Source organism: Sphingosinicellaceae bacterium, assembly GCA_019285715.1.
GTDB lineage: Bacteria > Pseudomonadota > Alphaproteobacteria > Sphingomonadales > Sphingomonadaceae > Glacieibacterium.
On record CP079108.1, the window covers coordinates 2,298,064 to 2,313,668 of the forward strand.

Annotated in this window: 15 protein-coding genes and 1 tRNA gene; 1 reads left to right on the plus strand and 15 read right to left on the minus strand. The window is 67.7% G+C overall.

All coding sequences use genetic code 11. The annotated features are described in order from the left end of the window. Window positions 1-75 precede the first annotated feature (75 nt). Genes KX816_10670 through nadC form a run of 7 tightly spaced genes read right to left on the minus strand, consistent with a single transcriptional unit; the run spans window position 76 to window position 7,224 of the window. A complete protein-coding gene (locus KX816_10670; GenBank protein ID QXQ04777.1) occupies window positions 76-1,260 on the minus strand; it encodes a CoA transferase in 1,185 nt (394 codons plus the stop codon). Window positions 1,261-1,276: 16 nt separating this feature from the next. After that, on the minus strand, window positions 1,277-2,923 hold the full coding sequence (locus tag KX816_10675) for an MFS transporter (GenBank protein QXQ04778.1): 1,647 nt from the start codon (window positions 2,921-2,923) through the stop codon (window positions 1,277-1,279). 30 nt (window positions 2,924-2,953) lie between these two features. Continuing rightward, window positions 2,954-3,646 (minus strand): amino acid racemase, encoded by a 693-nt coding sequence (locus KX816_10680; protein ID QXQ04779.1) that lies wholly within the window; start codon window positions 3,644-3,646, stop codon window positions 2,954-2,956. Further along, window positions 3,643-4,635 carry a D-cysteine desulfhydrase gene (locus KX816_10685; GenBank protein QXQ04780.1) on the minus strand — a complete coding sequence of 331 codons (993 nt, stop codon included), beginning with the start codon at window positions 4,633-4,635 and terminating at the stop codon, window positions 3,643-3,645. Before KX816_10685 ends, KX816_10680 begins: the two co-directional genes overlap by 4 nt. A 43-nt stretch (window positions 4,636-4,678) precedes the next feature. After that, the gene (locus tag KX816_10690) at window positions 4,679-5,713 is read right to left on the minus strand and encodes a DUF2855 family protein (protein QXQ04781.1); all 1,035 of its coding nucleotides are present in this window, start codon (window positions 5,711-5,713) and stop codon (window positions 4,679-4,681) included. 22 nt (window positions 5,714-5,735) lie between these two features. Next, window positions 5,736-6,401, minus strand: coding sequence for a ribonuclease T (locus tag KX816_10695; GenBank protein ID QXQ04782.1), 666 nt, complete (start codon window positions 6,399-6,401; stop codon window positions 5,736-5,738). After that, on the minus strand, window positions 6,394-7,224 hold the full coding sequence (gene nadC, locus KX816_10700; GenBank protein ID QXQ04783.1) for a carboxylating nicotinate-nucleotide diphosphorylase: 831 nt from the start codon (window positions 7,222-7,224) through the stop codon (window positions 6,394-6,396). Before nadC ends, KX816_10695 begins: the two co-directional genes overlap by 8 nt. Window positions 7,225-7,305: 81 nt before the next feature. Between nadC and KX816_10705 the strand changes: the two genes are divergently transcribed. After that, window positions 7,306-8,532, plus strand: a complete 1,227-nt coding sequence (locus KX816_10705; protein QXQ08513.1) for a TCR/Tet family MFS transporter — start codon at window positions 7,306-7,308, stop codon at window positions 8,530-8,532. On the opposite strand, the gene KX816_10710 is transcribed toward KX816_10705, so the two are convergent. The 8 genes from KX816_10710 to KX816_10745 form a co-directional block, all read right to left on the minus strand. Continuing rightward, on the minus strand, window positions 8,495-8,653 hold the full coding sequence (locus KX816_10710) for a DUF3309 domain-containing protein (protein ID QXQ04784.1): 159 nt from the start codon (window positions 8,651-8,653) through the stop codon (window positions 8,495-8,497). The two genes, KX816_10705 and KX816_10710, sit on opposite strands and share 38 nt — an antisense overlap. 171 nt (window positions 8,654-8,824) lie before the next feature. Further along, complete coding sequence (locus KX816_10715; protein ID QXQ04785.1) at window positions 8,825-9,583, minus strand: PepSY-associated TM helix domain-containing protein; 759 nt, start codon at window positions 9,581-9,583, stop codon at window positions 8,825-8,827. Between the two features lie 8 nt (window positions 9,584-9,591). Continuing rightward, complete coding sequence (locus KX816_10720; protein ID QXQ04786.1) at window positions 9,592-10,263, minus strand: Fe2+-dependent dioxygenase; 672 nt, start codon at window positions 10,261-10,263, stop codon at window positions 9,592-9,594. Beyond that, window positions 10,260-11,006 (minus strand): sel1 repeat family protein, encoded by a 747-nt coding sequence (locus KX816_10725; protein QXQ04787.1) that lies wholly within the window; start codon window positions 11,004-11,006, stop codon window positions 10,260-10,262. The genes KX816_10720 and KX816_10725 overlap by 4 nt, the downstream gene beginning before the upstream one ends. A gap of 1 nt (window position 11,007) precedes the next feature. Next, the gene (locus tag KX816_10730) at window positions 11,008-13,509 is read right to left on the minus strand and encodes a TonB-dependent receptor (protein QXQ04788.1); all 2,502 of its coding nucleotides are present in this window, start codon (window positions 13,507-13,509) and stop codon (window positions 11,008-11,010) included. Between the two features lie 82 nt (window positions 13,510-13,591). After that, on the minus strand, window positions 13,592-14,656 hold the full coding sequence (locus tag KX816_10735; protein ID QXQ04789.1) for an acyltransferase: 1,065 nt from the start codon (window positions 14,654-14,656) through the stop codon (window positions 13,592-13,594). Between the two features lie 79 nt (window positions 14,657-14,735). Further along, window positions 14,736-14,810, minus strand: a tRNA-Thr gene (locus tag KX816_10740). Window positions 14,811-15,047: 237 nt separating this feature from the next. Beyond that, window positions 15,048-15,590 (minus strand): glutathione peroxidase, encoded by a 543-nt coding sequence (locus KX816_10745; protein ID QXQ04790.1) that lies wholly within the window; start codon window positions 15,588-15,590, stop codon window positions 15,048-15,050. Between the last annotated feature and the right edge of the window lie 15 nt (window positions 15,591-15,605).

Here is a 15,605-nt window from a genome sequence, read left to right on the forward strand (position 1 = left end):
GCGTCATCAATCCGCCATGCCCGTTGCCCTTACGCAACGGTCCTAACGGAACGGAAATCGATGGTTCAGACGTCTTCAGGCGGCGAGGACCGCGCCGGTCGCGATCAACGCATCGATCGCTGCGTCGTCGCGGCCGAGCTCACGCAGGACGGCACGGCTGTGCTCGCCCATGTGCGGCGCCGGACGCAGGGTTGCGTCGCCGCCCGCGCCGAACCGAGCGGCGGGTCGCGGGGTCTGCACCCGGCCCTCGGCACCATGGTCGATTTCGGCGACGATGCCGTTGTGGCGGACCTGCGGATCGTCGATGACGCGGTCCAGCGTGTTGACCCGCCCGCCGACCGCACCCTCGCGGATGAACGCCGCCATCAGCGTGTCGAGGTCGGTCGCCTTGAGCGCCGCCGACAGCTTGGGCGTCCACTCCTGACGGTGCGCCATGCGGCCGCCGACGCTGCGCAGCCGCTCATCGTCGGCAAGCTCGGGCAAACCCACTGCACGAGCCAACGCGAAGAACTCGCTGTTCTGCAACGATCCGACCGCGACCTGGCCGTCAGCCGCCGTCCATAGCCGCATCATCGAACCGTACTCCGGGAAGGGCGGCGGTGCATCGTCGACGAAGCAGTGGTTGTACATCCCGTCCGCCCAGTTGAAGGCGACCGCCGCGTCGAGCATGGCGATGTCGACGCGCTGCCCGATGCCGGTGCGCTCGCGCTGGAACAGGGCCGCGGTGATCGCCTGCGCCGCGGTCAGGGCGGTGACCTTGTCGGCGATCAGCGAGCGGATCAGGCCGATGCGGCCATCGGTGTCGACCTGCGTCGCGGCGAGGCCCGACACCGCCTGCACGACCGGATCATAGACCCGGATATTGGCATAGGGACCGTCGGGGCCGAAGCCGTTGATCGAGGCGAAGACCAGCCGCGGATTGATCTCCCGGCAGCGCTCGTAGCCGAAGCCGAGCCGTTCGATCGCGCCGGGACGGAAGTTCTCGAGCAGCACGTCGGCGCCCTTGATCAGGCCGCACAGGATGTCGCAGGCGGCGGGCTGCTTGAGGTCGAGGACGATGCCGCGTTTGCCGCGGTTGACCGTGATGAACATCGACGACAGGTCGCCCTTGCGCGGGCCGAGCGTCCGCACCGGGTCGCCGCCGGGAGTTTCGACCTTGATCACGTCGGCGCCCTGGTCGGAGAGGATGCACGCCGCCATCGGGCCGGAGACGATCTGGCTGAGGTCGACGACGCGGATACCGTGGAGGGGGCCGGTCACTTCCGTTGCAACAAGATCATGCGCAGATATCCCGCTTCCGGGTCTCCGGGAGGAACAGCACGGTCACCACCAGCGCCACCGCGACGACAGCGAACGTGTACCAGAGCCCGCCGAAGATGTTGCCGGTCTTGACCACGATGAACTGCGCCACGAACGGCAGGAAGCCGCCAAAATAGCCGGTGCCGATGTGGTAGGGCACCGACAGCGAGGTGTAGCGGATGCGCGCCGGGAACAGCTCGACGAGAACCGCAGCAACCGGCCCGTAGGTCATTGCGCTGAGCAGCCCGAGCATGACGCAGGCGAACAGGATGACGAGGTCGTTGCGCTCCGCGGGGTCGGCGCGCAGGTCCCACTTGCCGGTCGCGGGATCCACAGAGCCCGGGTAGCCGGAAGCGCGCAACGCCGCCTCGAACTTCGCGGGCACGAGGCCCTCCATGCGGTAGCCGCCGATGGTGACGATCGGGATCGGCACGACCTCGTCGCCGCTGCCCTTGATCTTGCGGTAGGGCACGCCCTTCTTGGCGAAATAGTCGAGCACCTGCCCGCAGACACTGTCCTGCTTGCCGCTGGCGAAGGGGTTGTAGCCGCACGCTGCGTTCCCGATGCGGACCGGCGCGCGCTTCGAGGCTGCTGCGAGCGCCGGGTTGGCCGCGTCGGCGATCATGTGGAACAGCGGGAACAGGAAGATCAGGGTCAGGCCGTAGCCCGCCACGATCAACGGCTTGCGGCCGATCTTGTCGGACACCCAGCCCGCCAGAACGAATAGCGGGGCCGAGATGCAGGCCGCGATGCCGAGGATGATCTGCGCGCTCATCTGGTCGACCCGCGCCGCCTGCTGGAGGAAGAACAAAGTCTGGAATTGCGCGGTGTACCAGATCACCGTCAGTCCGGCGGCGATGCCGAACAGCGCGACCAGCACCGGGCGCAGGTTGCCGGGCTCGCGCAGGCTGTCGCGGATCGGGTTCGCCGACGCCTTGCCGGCGGTCTTCATCGCCGTGAAGATCGGGCTCTCCTGGAGCTTGAGCCGTATCCACAGCGACAGCGCCAGCAGGAACAGCGAGAAGATGAACGGAATGCGCCAGCCCCAGGCGACAAAATTATCCTTGCCGACCAGCGCCGTCACCCCGAGCACGACGATGATCGACAGCAGGAAACCGCCGACGACCGAGGCCTGGATGAAGCTGGTGTAAAAGCCGCGCTTCTCGGCCGGGGCATGCTCGGCCACGTAGATCGCCGCGCCGCCGTATTCGCCGCCGAGCGCGAGGCCTTGCAGGATGCGCAGCGCGAGCAGGCCCGCAGGAGCCCACAGCCCGACCTCCTGGTAGGTCGGCAGCACGCCGACCAGCGCGGTCGCCAGCCCCATCAGGGTGATCGTCGCGAGGAAGGTGTACTTGCGTCCGACACGGTCGCCGAAATAGCCGAAGACGATCGCCCCGAGCGGCCGCACCCCGAACCCGACGCCGAACGCCGCGAGGCTTTTCAGCAGCGCCGCACCGCTGTTGTCGGAGGGAAAGAAGTAGTTCCCCAGCAGCGCCGCGAGCGTGCCGTAGACGAAGAAGTCGTACCACTCGAAGACCGTGCCGAGCGACGACGCGAGGATGACCAGTCGATCGCGCTTTACGTCGAGCGTTATCGCCCCGCCATCCATCGCTACCGTCGCCATCCCGTCTCCCCCACGCAAGCCGTCGACGTGTTACGTTGGTGTGACGGGTGCGACAAGAGCGCGCGCGAGGACAGCGCCGACCAGCGCGGCGGTCGCGTCGACGAACGGCACCGTGACGTCGCCCTGCCCGAGCACCAGCGGCACCTCGGTACATGCCGCCAGCACCGTGTCGGCACCCTGGGCGACCAGCCCGGCCGCCAGCCCGGCCATCGCGGCGCGGAGTTCGGGGCCGGTGTCGCCACTCTTGATGCGCATGATCAATGGCATGACCGCGGTCGGGTCGACGTCGATCACCCCGACGCCGCGGGACGCAAGCGCGTTGCGGTACAGGCCCGAGCGCAGCGTCGCGTCGGCGGCGAGGACCCCGACCCGCTTCGCGCCGCTCGCGGCGATCACGTCGGCGGCGGCGTCGATCATGCTGACGAACGGTACGTCGACCGCGCCCTGGATATCGCCCGCCCAGACGTGCGCGGCGTTGCACGGCATCGCCAGCAGCTCCGCTCCCGCGTCGACCAGCCCGCACGCCATCCGGACCAGCCCCCGAAAGGGCGACGGCCCGTCGCCGCGCAGCGCCGCGTTGCGCCCCGGGATACGCGGATCGGAATCGGTGAGCACGCGCAGATGATCCTCGTCGCCCGTTGCGGGCGTCGCGGCGTGAAGCTTTTGCAGGAAATCGAGCGTCGCCGCCGGGCCCATGCCGCCCATCACCCCGACCGTCATCATGAGCGCAGCACCCCGGCATAAGCGTGAAGGACCGGCGCGCCGCCGGTGTGGACGAACAGCGCGCGCTCGCCCGGCGCGATCTCGCCGCGTGCGATCAGCCCGAGCAGGCCGGCGAAGGCCTTGCCGGTGTACACGGGGTCGAGCAGGACGCCTTCGCGGCTCGCGGCGGTGCGGACCGCGGCGATCATCTCGGGCGAGGGCAGCGAATAGCCCGGGCCGACCCAGTCATCGAGGCACTCGATGGCGTCGCGCGGCGGCGGCACGACCCCGAGCAGCGCGGCGGTTGTCTCGGCAAGCGCGAAGACATTGCCCTCCTGCTCGGCCCGCGGGCGGCGGACGTTGATCCCGGTCAGGCGGCCGTCCCAGCTTGCGGCACGGAGCCCGACCGCGAGGCCCGCGTGGGTCCCGGCGCTGCCGCTAGCGACGACGATGCGGTCGAAGGCGACGCCTTGCTCGAACGACTGCGCGATGATCTCCTGCGCGCACGACACATAGCCGAGCGCGCCGAGCGGGGTCGAGCCGCCGCCCGCGATCAGATACGGCTTGCGGCCGGCGGCGCGGACGATCTCGGCCTCCGCGCCCATCGCCGCGGCAAGGTCGGTGCCGGCGGGAACGACGGTCCTGGCCTCGACACCCATCAGGTCGAACAGCAGGTTGTTGCCGATCGCCGCGGCGTCGTAGCTGCCCGCGACGCGCTCCTCAATGACGAGGCGGCAACGCAGCCCCTCGTGGACCGCGGCGGCCAGGGTCAGCCGGCAGTGGTTCGACTGTGGCGCACCGACGGTGATCAGGGTGTCCGCCCCCTGCGCCAGCGCGTCGGCGACGAGGAATTCGAGCTTGCGGGTCTTGTTGCCGCCGCCGGCCAGCCCGAGCTGATCATCGCGCTTGATCCACAGGTCGCAGCCGGTGTCATCGGACAGGTGCCGCATCGGCTCGATGGCAGTGAAGCCGGGCGTGTAGCGGCGGCGCGGGAAGCGGGCGAGGTCCATACGCCGGACTAGCACCCCTCTCGCGCTCGGGGGAGGGGGAAGGTCAGACCCGTACGACCAGTCCCTCCGCCGGATCGACATCGCCACTCGCCATCCGCGTCCAAGACGCCCGCGCCGCCTCTACCCCCTCGACCGCGACCACCCGCAGCCACGGCGCGACCGCGGCAGTGAACCCCTGCCATCCCACGGCCAGCCGCTCGTCGAAGCCCGCCTGCCCCCATTCCGCCAGCCGTTCCGCCATGATCGTCGGGGCGAAGAAGAACTCGGGGCGTGGGCCGGGCAGCGGCTGGCCGGCGCCGCTGACCTCCCAGTGCGTGTCCCCGACGACGATGCTCGACGCGAGGGCATCGGCGAAGCGGTTGTGGACTGCGGCGCGCACCGCGCCGTCGCCGGCGAAGTCGACATAGACATTCCGCCCCGCGACCTTCAGACCGTCGACCTCGTCATAGAGGGCGACGCTGTCGTACAGCCCGGTCGCCTCGACGAAGCCGAGGTTGCGCTCCGACGTCAGGCCGATGACCGTCCAGCCGCCGCGCGCCTTCAGGGCATGGGCAAGGCCCATCGCGGTCTTCGACGAGGCGCTCGACAGGACCGCGGTGCCGCCGTCGCCACAGGCCAAGTCGAGCAGGAACGAGGTCACGTAGAGCGGCCGGAACAGCATGTGCAGCGCCTCGTCGCCGGGCAGGTCGGTGGCGCGCCCGTAGCCATTGTAGACCGCCGCGAGTTCGCTGCGATGCGCGGCACCATCGACGAAGCCACGCCGCGTGACCTTGACCGGGGTCAGCACGACCGCGTCCGCCATCGGCCAATAGCCATAGAAGCGCTCCCCGATCTCCAAGCCCTCGACGTTCGAGGCGGTGACGCGCCCGAAGCCCCAGACCGGCACGACGCCCCACTCGCCGGGAGCCGAGAAGAAGTCCCAGTAGCGCATGTCGACGCCGTGGGCGGCGTAGGTGACGTTGTTCGAGGTCAGGGCGAAGCGCTCGACGGCGAAGGCCGCTTGCCCCGGGCCAGGCTCGGCGGGACGCTCGACGGCGCGGGTAACGCGCAGGTCGTCGCGGCTCACTTCGATGATCATGGCTCGGTCCTCGTTGGCGGGTTCAGCGCGGCCGTACCCGCACCGGCACGCGGTCGGCGGCACCGACCTTGCCGTCCTCGCACGGCATCGGGCGATAGCTGACGTTGAGGCAGATGCGGACTTCGGTCAGCCACTGCTTCTTGGCGGTGCCGACGAAGATCGCCTCGCGCGGCAGTTCCGGGTTGGCGGTGACAATGGCGTCACGGATGTCGCCGGCGGTGAGTTTGCCCTTCAACTTGTCGAGCTCGGGCATCGGGTATTTGTCGTAAAGCCGGCGTTCGTCGGCGAAGAAGGCGTCGGCGTTGGGCCAGAAGCAGGTGCCGTGCTTGGCCCACTCGTGCTGGAGCAGGGTGACGGCCGGGGTCATACACCAGTTGGCGCGCACCGTGGCGACCGGGAGCGCGGTCGGGGTGCGGCAAAACTGCGGCCAGGTCTCGCCTGCCCCGTCGGGCCACAGGCCGTGTAGCTTCAGGCCGAAATGCTGGCTGCAGCCCTCACCCGGATACTGGCGGCAGTTCTCGGGCCACCAGTAATAAGCGAGCACGAACTTCTCGACCGGCAGGATGCGCTGCTCCTCCGACGGTCCGACGGGTGCCGGGGTCAGGTTCGGCGGGATCGCGCAACTGGTCGCGGCCTGCGCCGCGCTCGCTGCGATCAGGACGACGAACGCAACGATCTGCTTAAACATAATCCATCCCGATATCGGCGGCCGGCGCGCTTTGGGTGATGCGCCCGACCGAGATGTAGGTCACGCCGGTTTCAGCGATATTGCGGATGGTCTGGAGATTGACGCCGCCCGAGGCCTCGGTCGGCACCAGCCCGGCAACCAGCGCCACCGCCTCGCGCAGCACCGCCGGCCCCATGTTGTCGAGCAGCAGCCGATCCGCACCGGCCGCCAGCGCGGGCGAAATCTGGTCGATGCGGTCGACCTCGACGACGATACCCTTCAGCCCCGCCGCCTTCGCCGCGCGCACCGCGGCATCGACCCCGCCCGCGACCGCGATGTGGTTGTCCTTGATCATCACGCCGTCGTCGAGGCGCATCCGATGGTTGGTCGCGCCGCCGGTGCGGGTCGCGTATTTCTCCAGCGCGCGCAGGCCGGGCAGCGTCTTGCGGGTATCGAGGAGGATCGCGCCGGTCCCGGCAATCGCGTCGACATAGCTCCGGGTGACAGTCGCGATGCCGGTCAGATGTTGCGCCGTGTTGAGTGCGGAGCGCTCGGCGGCGAGCAGCGCGCGCGCGTTGCCCTCGACCCGCAGCAGCGGTGTGCCCGGCGCGACGGCGGTGCCCTCGGCGACCAGGATCTCGACCGTGGCTGCGGGGTCGAGCGCGGTGAAGAACGCCGCCGCGATCGGCAGCCCGGCAACCGTCACCGCATCACGGCTGGCGAGCACTGCCGACAGGCGCGCGTCGGCGGGAATGACCGCGTTCGAGGTGACGTCGCCGCCCCTTCCCAAATCCTCAGCGAGGGTGGCGGCAACGAACGCGTGGAGGTCGAAGTCAGGGATCATGCTCCCGCCTAGCCGTGCGCCGCCTCGCCCGCTAGACCTGCCGGCTTGGCGGGAGTGCCCCTGATGACCGAAGCAACCCCGATCCGGCACGCGCTCGCCTTCATCTTCGTGACAGTGCTGATCGATTCGATCGGCTTCGGCATCGTCATCCCGGTGTTTCCGCAGCTCATCGTCCACCTCACCGGGCGCACGGTCGCGAACGCGGCGATCGTCAGCGGCTGGCTTGGGCTCGGCTATGCGGCGATGCAGTTCGTCTGCGGGCCGATCATCGGAGGGCTGTCGGACCGCTTCGGGCGGCGGCCGGTGCTGCTCGCCAGTCTCGCGGCGTTCGGGCTCGACTATATCGCAATGGCGTTCGCGCCCACCCTTGCGTGGCTGTTCGCGTCGCGGCTGGTGGCGGGCGCGACCGGCGCGTCGTTCGGCACCGCCTACGCTTATATCGCCGACGTCAGCCCGCCCGAACGCCGCGCCGCCAACTTCGGGATCGCGGGCATGGGCTTCGGCCTCGGCTTCATCATCGGGCCGGTGCTGGGCGGCCTGCTGGCGAAATACGGCGCGCAGGTGCCCTTCCTCGTCGCTGCCGGGCTGGCGCTGCTCAACGTCGCCTACGGCTGGTTCGTGCTGCCCGAGAGCCTGGCACCCGAGCTCCGACGCCCGTTCGACTGGAAGCGCGCCAACCCCGTCGGCGCCTTGCTCCGCCTCAAGCGCTACCAGCCGGTCGTGCTCGGGCTGGCAGCGGCGACCTTCCTGTGGGTGATCGGCTTCCAGTCGCTGCCGCTGATCTGGAATTTCTACACCATCGCCAAGTTCGGCTGGTCGCCCGACCAGGTCGGCTACAGCCTCGCCTTCGTCGGGCTCGTATCGGTGCTCATGCAGGGCTTCGTGTCGCGCAAGCTGCTGCCGAAGTTCGGGGAGCGCCGGGTCATTGTGACGGGCGCACTAAGCGGCATCGCGGCCTACCTGACCTATTGTTTCGCGCAGACAGGTTGGCAGCTGTATGTCGGCATCGTCGTCGGTGCGCTGTCGGGCCTCGTCTACCAGTCGCTGCAGGGCCTGATGTCGAGCCAAGTCGGCCCGAGCGAACAGGGCGAATTGCAAGGCGCAATCTCGAGCGTCTACGCGGTCGCTGCAATCATCGGTCCGGTAGCAATGACCCAGGTGTTCGCGCACTTCGCAGCCCGGGACACCGTGCCATACCTGCCCGGCGCCCCGTTCCTGCTTTCCGCCGTGCTCAGCGTCGCAATGCTAGCGGTCTTCGTCGTGCTGAGGCCTAGAGGCGGCCCATCAGGAACAGCACCAGCACGATAACGACGACGACGCCGAGAATGCCCGACGGGCCGTAACCCCAGCCGCTCGAATAGCCCCAGTTCGGCAGCGCGCCGATCAACAGCAGGATGACGACGATGAGGAGAATGGTACCAAGCGACATCTGAAACCCCTTGTGGTTGCGCCGACGTAACGCGGGGTGCGCAGAAATGTTGCGATGGCGATTGTGCGAACCGGGGAATTGTCGTCTCGGGCCTGACCCGGGACCGGCTTCTTCCGAGACCGGTCAGCTGGGTTAGCTGGGTCCCGGGTCAAGCCCGGGACAACAACGTCCCTAGAGGTAGGGCGCGACCCCGGCGACCGCGACGCCGAGGCTGACCGCGACAATCCCGCCCGCCAGCAGCCGCCCGCCGTGCAGCCGCGACCACAACAGGAACCCGGTCAGGCTCATGGTGATCAGCGCGCCTGCGACGGTGTCGATGAACAGCACCCAGAGGACGCTGAGCCCGACGCCCTTGTGCAGGTTCTTCATGGTGTTGAGCGCGCCAGCGTCTTCGCGCTTTGCCGAGACGAAGCTGGCACCGGGAACGTACTCGACGGTCACCTTGCCGTCGGCGAGGTTGAAGACCCGGGTCCACTGTTCGATCTCGGGCAGCTTGCGGCCCATGAAGCGGCGGTCGGGAGCGGCCTCGCGAGCTGCGCCCTCGCCGCCTTCACGACCGGCGCGCTCGCCGCGACCGCGTCCGGGGCCGTCGCCGCGCCCGCGACCACCATCACCGGGACCAGCGCGCGGCGGTCTGGCTTCCGCGTGCATGCCGAGCGCCTGCTTCGCCCAGCGGCCCAGTCCATCGGCGTCGGTGATCGTCCCGGGCGCGACGGCGATCGTCATGGCATTGACCTCGACCGGCTTGCCGGTGTCGATCTTGAGGGTGTCGCGGTGGTTGAGCAGGAAGCCGCTCGCGCCCATCAGCAGGAAGATCAGCGCGCCCCAGAAGCCGGTCCACGCGTGGATACGCTTGAGCCAGTTGATGACCTTGGCGCGCTGCCAGCTCTTGGGGACGAACAACAGGCCGGACTGGTTGAGGCGTATCACGGGTGTTCCTAAAGCTCGGCGCAGCGGCGCAACAGATTGTGGTAGACGCCGGTGAGGCGGACGATCTCCGGGTGGCCTGCGCCCTGGAGCGCACCGAGCCCCTGTACGGCCTGGTCGAGTTCGAACAGCATCGCGCGGTCGCTTTCGGAACGCACCATCGACTGGACCCAGAAGAATGAAGCAACGCGGACGCCGCGCGTTACCGGCTCGACCCGGTGGACGCTCGATGCGGGATAAAGGACCATGTCGCCCGCGGCGCCTTTGACACCGCGGCCATTGCTGACGACCAGCTCGCCGCCGTCGTAGCTGTCCGGGTCGGCGAGGAAGAGGGTTGCCGACAGGTCGGTGCGGATGCGGAAGTCGCGGCCGCGCCGGATGCGGACCGCGCTGTCGACATGGTCGCCGAAGCCCTGCCCGACCCAATAGCGATTGAACAGCGGCGGATAGACCCGGAGCGGCAAGGCGGCCGCGACGAACAGCGCAGAGCGTGCCAGCGCATCGAGGACGAGGTTGCCCGCCGCACTCGCCGCGTCGCTATCCTCGGGGAGTTGCTCGTTGGTCTTGGCGAGCGCCGACTGGCTGCCTGAGGTGACGTTGCCGTCGATCCACTCGGCCGGATCGACGAGAGCGCGGATCTCGGTAAGCTCGGCGGGAGTGAGCACGGCAGGGATGATCATCATGACGCGCCGCGGCGAGCATCGTCATGGCCGCGAAGGCGGGGATGACGGGAGAAATCGGGAACATGCTCCGCCAGCCACTCCCCCGCCTGCCCCCGAAACCGCTCGGTCCCGCCCGCCAGCGCCCGCTCGAACCAAAGCCGTGCATCCTCGACCCGGCCCGCCGCGACCAGCATCCGGCCGTGGTTGAACTGCCCGCGGAAGTCCCCGCCGGCAGCCGCTCGCTCATAGAATTCCGCTGCTCGGCCGACGTTGCGCGGCACGACCCAGCCATCCTCGTGGAAGCTGCCGATAAAGTTCACCGCCTTGGCATTGCCGAGCACTGCCGCTCGCTCGAACCAGCCAAGCGCCGCCGCCTTGTCTTCGGGCACGCCGGCACCGAGCGCGAGCGCCGTCCCCCAATTGTACATGCCCCAGTCGAGCCCGCGCTCGGCGGCGCGCTTGAACCAGCGGGCGGCGGAAACCTTGTCGACCGGTGTGCCCCAGCCGAGGTCGTGGCAGCGTCCGACCATGTTGATCGCCGCGAGATGGCCCTGCGCCGCCGCGACGCCGAACCAGCGCAGTGCAGCAACCGGATCGCGCGCCACGCCCTGCCCGTCGAGCAGCAGTTGGCCATAGGTCGCGCAAGCTTCCGCCGATCCCGCCGCCGCGGCCTCGCCGATGAAGCGCGCCGCCTGTTCGGGCGAACCCGACAGGCGACGCGCGACTTCATCGGGTCGCAGCGCGTTGATCGCGGCGATCGTCACCTCAGTAGTGGACCGCGAGAGTCCCGAAGGCGCTGCGGCCCGCGGCGATGCTGGCGTAGTGGCTGGTGTACGCCTGGTTGAAATAGACCTTGTCGGTCAGGTTCTGGACGTTGGCCGAGATATCGATGTGGTCGTTGACCTTGAAGGAGACGCGCGCGTCGAACCGCCAGTAGCTCGGCACCGAACGCTCGATGATCTTGGTCGCGGGGATGACGGTAATGACGCCCGCCGCGGTCTGGCTCGCCGAGCGGTTGTCGGCATAGCCGCCGAACACGCTGCTCGAATAGAAGGCGCCGCCGCCGACGGTCAGCCGCGAGGTCACGTCGAGATTACTCCACACCGTGAAGCTGTGCTTGGCGGTCTGTGGGAACTGCCGCCCGGTGTTGACCGAGTCGACCTGCACTGTGGTGGCCTTGGCCGCTCCGTTGGCCGCGACCGCCAGCGCCGTCGAGCCGCCGTCGGTGATCTTGGCGTCGAGGTAGGTGTAGCCACCGAACACCGTCCAGCCCTTGAGGATCTGGCCGTTGAAGCCGAGCTCGACACCCCGGATGCGGCGCTTGCCGATAAAGGTCACGGTGTTGGCATCGCTGGTGACGCGAGCGTTGGCGGTCTTGGTGTCGAACACCGCGGCAGTCAGCGACAGATGCTCGTCGAACAGGTCTGCCTTGCCGCCGATCTCCTTGGACTTGGTCTTCTCGACCTTCAGGAGATCGAGCGTAGCAAGGCTGGCGGCCGTATTCGTCGTACCGAGGCTGTTGCCCTCCTGGCCCTCGCCGAGCAGGCTGTTCGGCGGCGTCGCGGCGGTCGCGTACGAGGCAAAGACGCTGGTGTTCGCGGTCGGCTTGAAGACGGCACCGACCTGGTAGTTGAACAGATTGTCCTCGCGCCGAAGCGTGAAGCTGCTGGTCGCCGTGATCGGCTGGCCGGGCGTGACCTTCGAGGTAAAGCTGTCGTAGCGCGCGCCCAGGTTAAGGATCAGCCGGTCGGTCAGCGAGATCGAGTCGAAGGCATAGACCGCCTCGGTGTACGCATCGTTCTGCGTCTCGGCGACGGGCAGGTTCTTGACGATCGGCGCGACGGTGTTCGACGTGTCGCTGGTGTAGTTGACCCACGGGGCATCGGGGTTCGGCGTGAAAATGCTGACGCAGTAATAGCGCGAGATGGTCGTCGCGTTGCAGCGCGGCGTGATCGTCGAACCGGTCGACAGCAGCTCGTTACCCGCTGCGTTGACGAAGCCGCGCGTGACGTAGGCGCCGCGCCGCGCCTTCTCGACCGACAGCTCGACGCCGGCGGCGAAGTTGTGGTGGATGCTGCCGGTATCGAACTTGCCGTACAGGTCGGTCTGGTTGACCAGGCTCTTGGTGTAGCCGTAGCGCGTGTTGGCCCGGGTCCACAGGTAACCGCCCGCGGTGCCAGGGCTAGCGGTGCTGGTGCCGAAGACGTTGCCGGTCGAATCGTCGGGCAGCGTGAAGATGTAGCTCTGGTTGGTGTCGCTGTAGCGCGAGGTGTTGCGGATGGTGATGCCGCCGCCGAGGTCATGCTCGAACCGCGCCGTCGCCTGGTCGGTGGTGGCGTGGCGGAAGTCGCGGTCCTTGAGGCCGTAGAAGGTCGAGCGGTCGACGTGGCCGGTCACTCCGCCGAGCGTCGTCACGTTGCCGATCGCCGGCTCCGAGTAGCTGACGCCCAGGTTCGGCGTATTGCCGATGGTGTAGAGGTACGGAATGCCGCTGTCGGGCAGCTCGTTGCTGGTCAGGTGGTAGTAGGACAGCGTCAGCCGGGTCGGGGTGCCGAGCCCGACGGTGATCGACGGCGCGATGCCCCAGCGCTTCTGGAAGATCTCGTCGCGCCCGGCGACATCCTGGTCGTGCCATGCGCCGGCCATGCGCACCGCGATGGTGTCGGTCAGCTTGTAGTTCACGTCGGCGGTGACGCGCTTGTAGTTGGCGCTGCCGTAGCTGACGTCGGCCTCGGCAAAGTTGCGGGCCTTCGGCAGCTTCGAGACGATATTGATCGTGCCGCCCGCCGAGCCGCGCCCGCCGAGCGTCGAGTCCGAGCCACGAACGATCTGGATCTGGTCGACCGCGAAGACTTCGCGGCTTTGCGCGCCGAGATCGCGGACGCCGTCGAGATAGATCGAGCCCTGGCTGTCGAAGCCGCGGATAAAGGGCCGGTCACCGATCGGGTTGCCGCCCTCAGCCGCGCCAAAGGTGATGCCGGGCACGGTCCGCAACGCCTCGACCAAGGTCGCCGAGCCGGTTTCCTTGATGACTTCTTTGTCGATCACGACGACCGAGCGCGGCGTATCGAGCAGCGGTGCCACCGCCTTGACGTTATCCATCTCGGCCCCGGCGATCGCCTTGCCGTTGACGATGATCGTACTGCTCTGCTCGTCGGCGCTGGCGTCCGCGGCAAGCGCACGGTCGGTGGCGATGAAGCCGACGCACGAAAGCGCCAGCCAGGCTGGGAGATTGTTCGATGCGCGGGTCGTGTCGGTCTCGGTCACTTGATGCCCCTTGTGCCTAGGGGCCTGCTATCGCGACACGTTCTCAACGTCAACGCAAATGCGAGACGTTCTCACTAATAACTCAGGGCGCTGCTGCCTCGGCGGCGCGTCTCCTGGTCACTCTCCGCAGCCATGAGCGGATCGGCTCATCATAGCTGCTGGCGAGCCACAAGCTCAGGGGCACCACGCAAATCAGCGCGACGAAGGCGGCGATACGGTTCGAGATGCCGGCGCTGACGGCAAAATATTCAGTCAGCTGCTGCACAGGCCGGTGGATTGCGTACAGCGGGTAGGAAAGCGCGGCGAGCTTGGTCCCCACCTCGACGCCGCGCCCTGTCGGTTCAGTCATTGAGCCCAGCATCACCAAGAGCGGCGACAAGATCAGCACGAACGCGACATCGTAGAACGCCCGCGGAACGCCTGTGAGCTGCGGAAACAGACAGATGGCGACACCGACGAGTATCAGCGGGGACGGCAATTGCGGGAGTAAGGAAGCCCAGCGTGAGCGCGTCCGCCAGAGCAGGATGCCTAGGAAAAATGAGAACCCGACCCGGGCCACGCCGACCGAGGCATTTGGGAACGAATGACCCAGATTCAGTTCTCCGTATGCACGTGCCGCAACTACCAAGCCGCACGCTGAAACTACGATGATGGCAATGAGGACCGCCTGGGTGAGCCATCGCCAAATCAGTGCATACACCAGGTTTGCGACCCACTCGAAAAACAGTGACCAGGCGGATGAGTCTGCCGAAAACAACGCGACCCGCCCGTTTCCGAGATAGGGTAGCAGGAAAGCGTTGCAGGCGATCAGCGTCGCAAGTTCGGGAATTGTAAAACGCCCGACCAGCAGCTGGTAAATGCCTCCGATCGCGACGCCGATCCAGATCATGGGCAAGAGTCGGATCGCCCGAATTTTGAAGAATTGGCCGATCGTCATACCAGCGGCGAGCTTGCGATCGTAGCTCAGGGCGATGACGAAGCCGCTTAGAACAAAGAACAGATCGACGGCCAGGTAGCCGCTTTGGAAGCAGTAATCGCGCACGCGCCACGGCAGGGTGTACTGGAAGTGGTAGAGCGCGACGACAAGTGCAGCGACGCCGCGCATGGCGTCGAGCGTCCTGAATTTATGATCGACGATGGCAGTCACGGGGGCAACCTATTGGGGTCGGGAGAGCTTGGCTAGCCGGCGTGCCAGCGTTGGCGAGGTTGACGACATCGTCTGCGAATGGTGCTGCCGGGGAGGATTGAACTCCCGACCTCAGCCTTACCAAGGATGCGCTCTACCACTGAGCTACGGCAGCCCATTCGCGGGCGTCACGTCACGGGGCCCGGCCCCGGCGTGCGGGCGGCTATGGGGGAGCGGTGTCGGACTTGTCAAGGCGAGTGCAGCGGGATTACGCCATTGCGGTGGACAAGCCCCCTGCCCCCGATCCGAAAGCCGAGCGGCTCGCTGCCGCCCTCCGTGCCAATCTGGCGCGGCGCAAGGCGCGCGACCGGGCGACGCCGCTGCCACCGGAACCGCCCGCTGAGCCGCGCGACTAGGCCGCCAGCGCAGCCTCGATTGCCGCCTTGACCTGCGGATCGCCCGGCTGGACCTTATTGCCGAAGGCGCGGATCAGGCGACCGTCCCTGCCGACCAGATATTTGTGGAAATTCCACGTCGGAACGTTGTCGGGGCCGAGCGTCGCGGCGGCCCAGCGGTAGAAGGGCACGGCGTCGGGACCTTTGACATGGCCGGTCTCGGTCATCGGGAACTTGATGCCGAATTTGGATTCGCAGAAGGTCTTGACCTCCTTGTTGGTGCCGTACTCCTGCCCGCCGAAATCGGGCGACGGCACGCCGATGACCGTGAACCCCTTGGGCGCATAGGTCTCGTGAAGTTTCTCGAGGCCTTCGTACTGGGGGGTGTTGCCGCACATGCTGGCGGTGTTGACGACCAGCAGGACCTCGCCCTTGAACTTGGCGAAGGGCAGCGGTGCGCCGTCGATCGAGGTCATCGTGACGTCGTAGGCGGACGTCACCGCGGGTGCGGCGGCAATGACCGCAGTTGCTGCGGCGACGACGGCGAGGGTCCTGAACATTCCTGCTACTCCTGC

Bases quoted from the DNA above. Each gene is read 5' to 3' on its own strand.
- KX816_10675 (QXQ04778.1), bottom strand. From the start codon at position 2,923: ATGGCGACGGTAGCGATGGATGGCGGGGCGATAACGCTCGACGTAAAG.
- KX816_10680 (QXQ04779.1), bottom strand. From the start codon at position 3,646: ATGATGACGGTCGGGGTGATGGGCGGCATGGGCCCGGCGGCGACGCTC.
- KX816_10685 (QXQ04780.1), bottom strand. From the start codon at position 4,635: ATGGACCTCGCCCGCTTCCCGCGCCGCCGCTACACGCCCGGCTTCACT.
- KX816_10690 (QXQ04781.1), bottom strand. From the start codon at position 5,713: ATGATCATCGAAGTGAGCCGCGACGACCTGCGCGTTACCCGCGCCGTC.
- KX816_10695 (QXQ04782.1), bottom strand. From the start codon at position 6,401: ATGTTTAAGCAGATCGTTGCGTTCGTCGTCCTGATCGCAGCGAGCGCG.
- nadC (QXQ04783.1), bottom strand. From the start codon at position 7,224: ATGATCCCTGACTTCGACCTCCACGCGTTCGTTGCCGCCACCCTCGCT.
- KX816_10710 (QXQ04784.1), bottom strand. From the start codon at position 8,653: ATGTCGCTTGGTACCATTCTCCTCATCGTCGTCATCCTGCTGTTGATC.
- KX816_10720 (QXQ04786.1), bottom strand. From the start codon at position 10,263: ATGATGATCATCCCTGCCGTGCTCACTCCCGCCGAGCTTACCGAGATC.
- KX816_10745 (QXQ04790.1), bottom strand. From the start codon at position 15,590: ATGTTCAGGACCCTCGCCGTCGTCGCCGCAGCAACTGCGGTCATTGCC.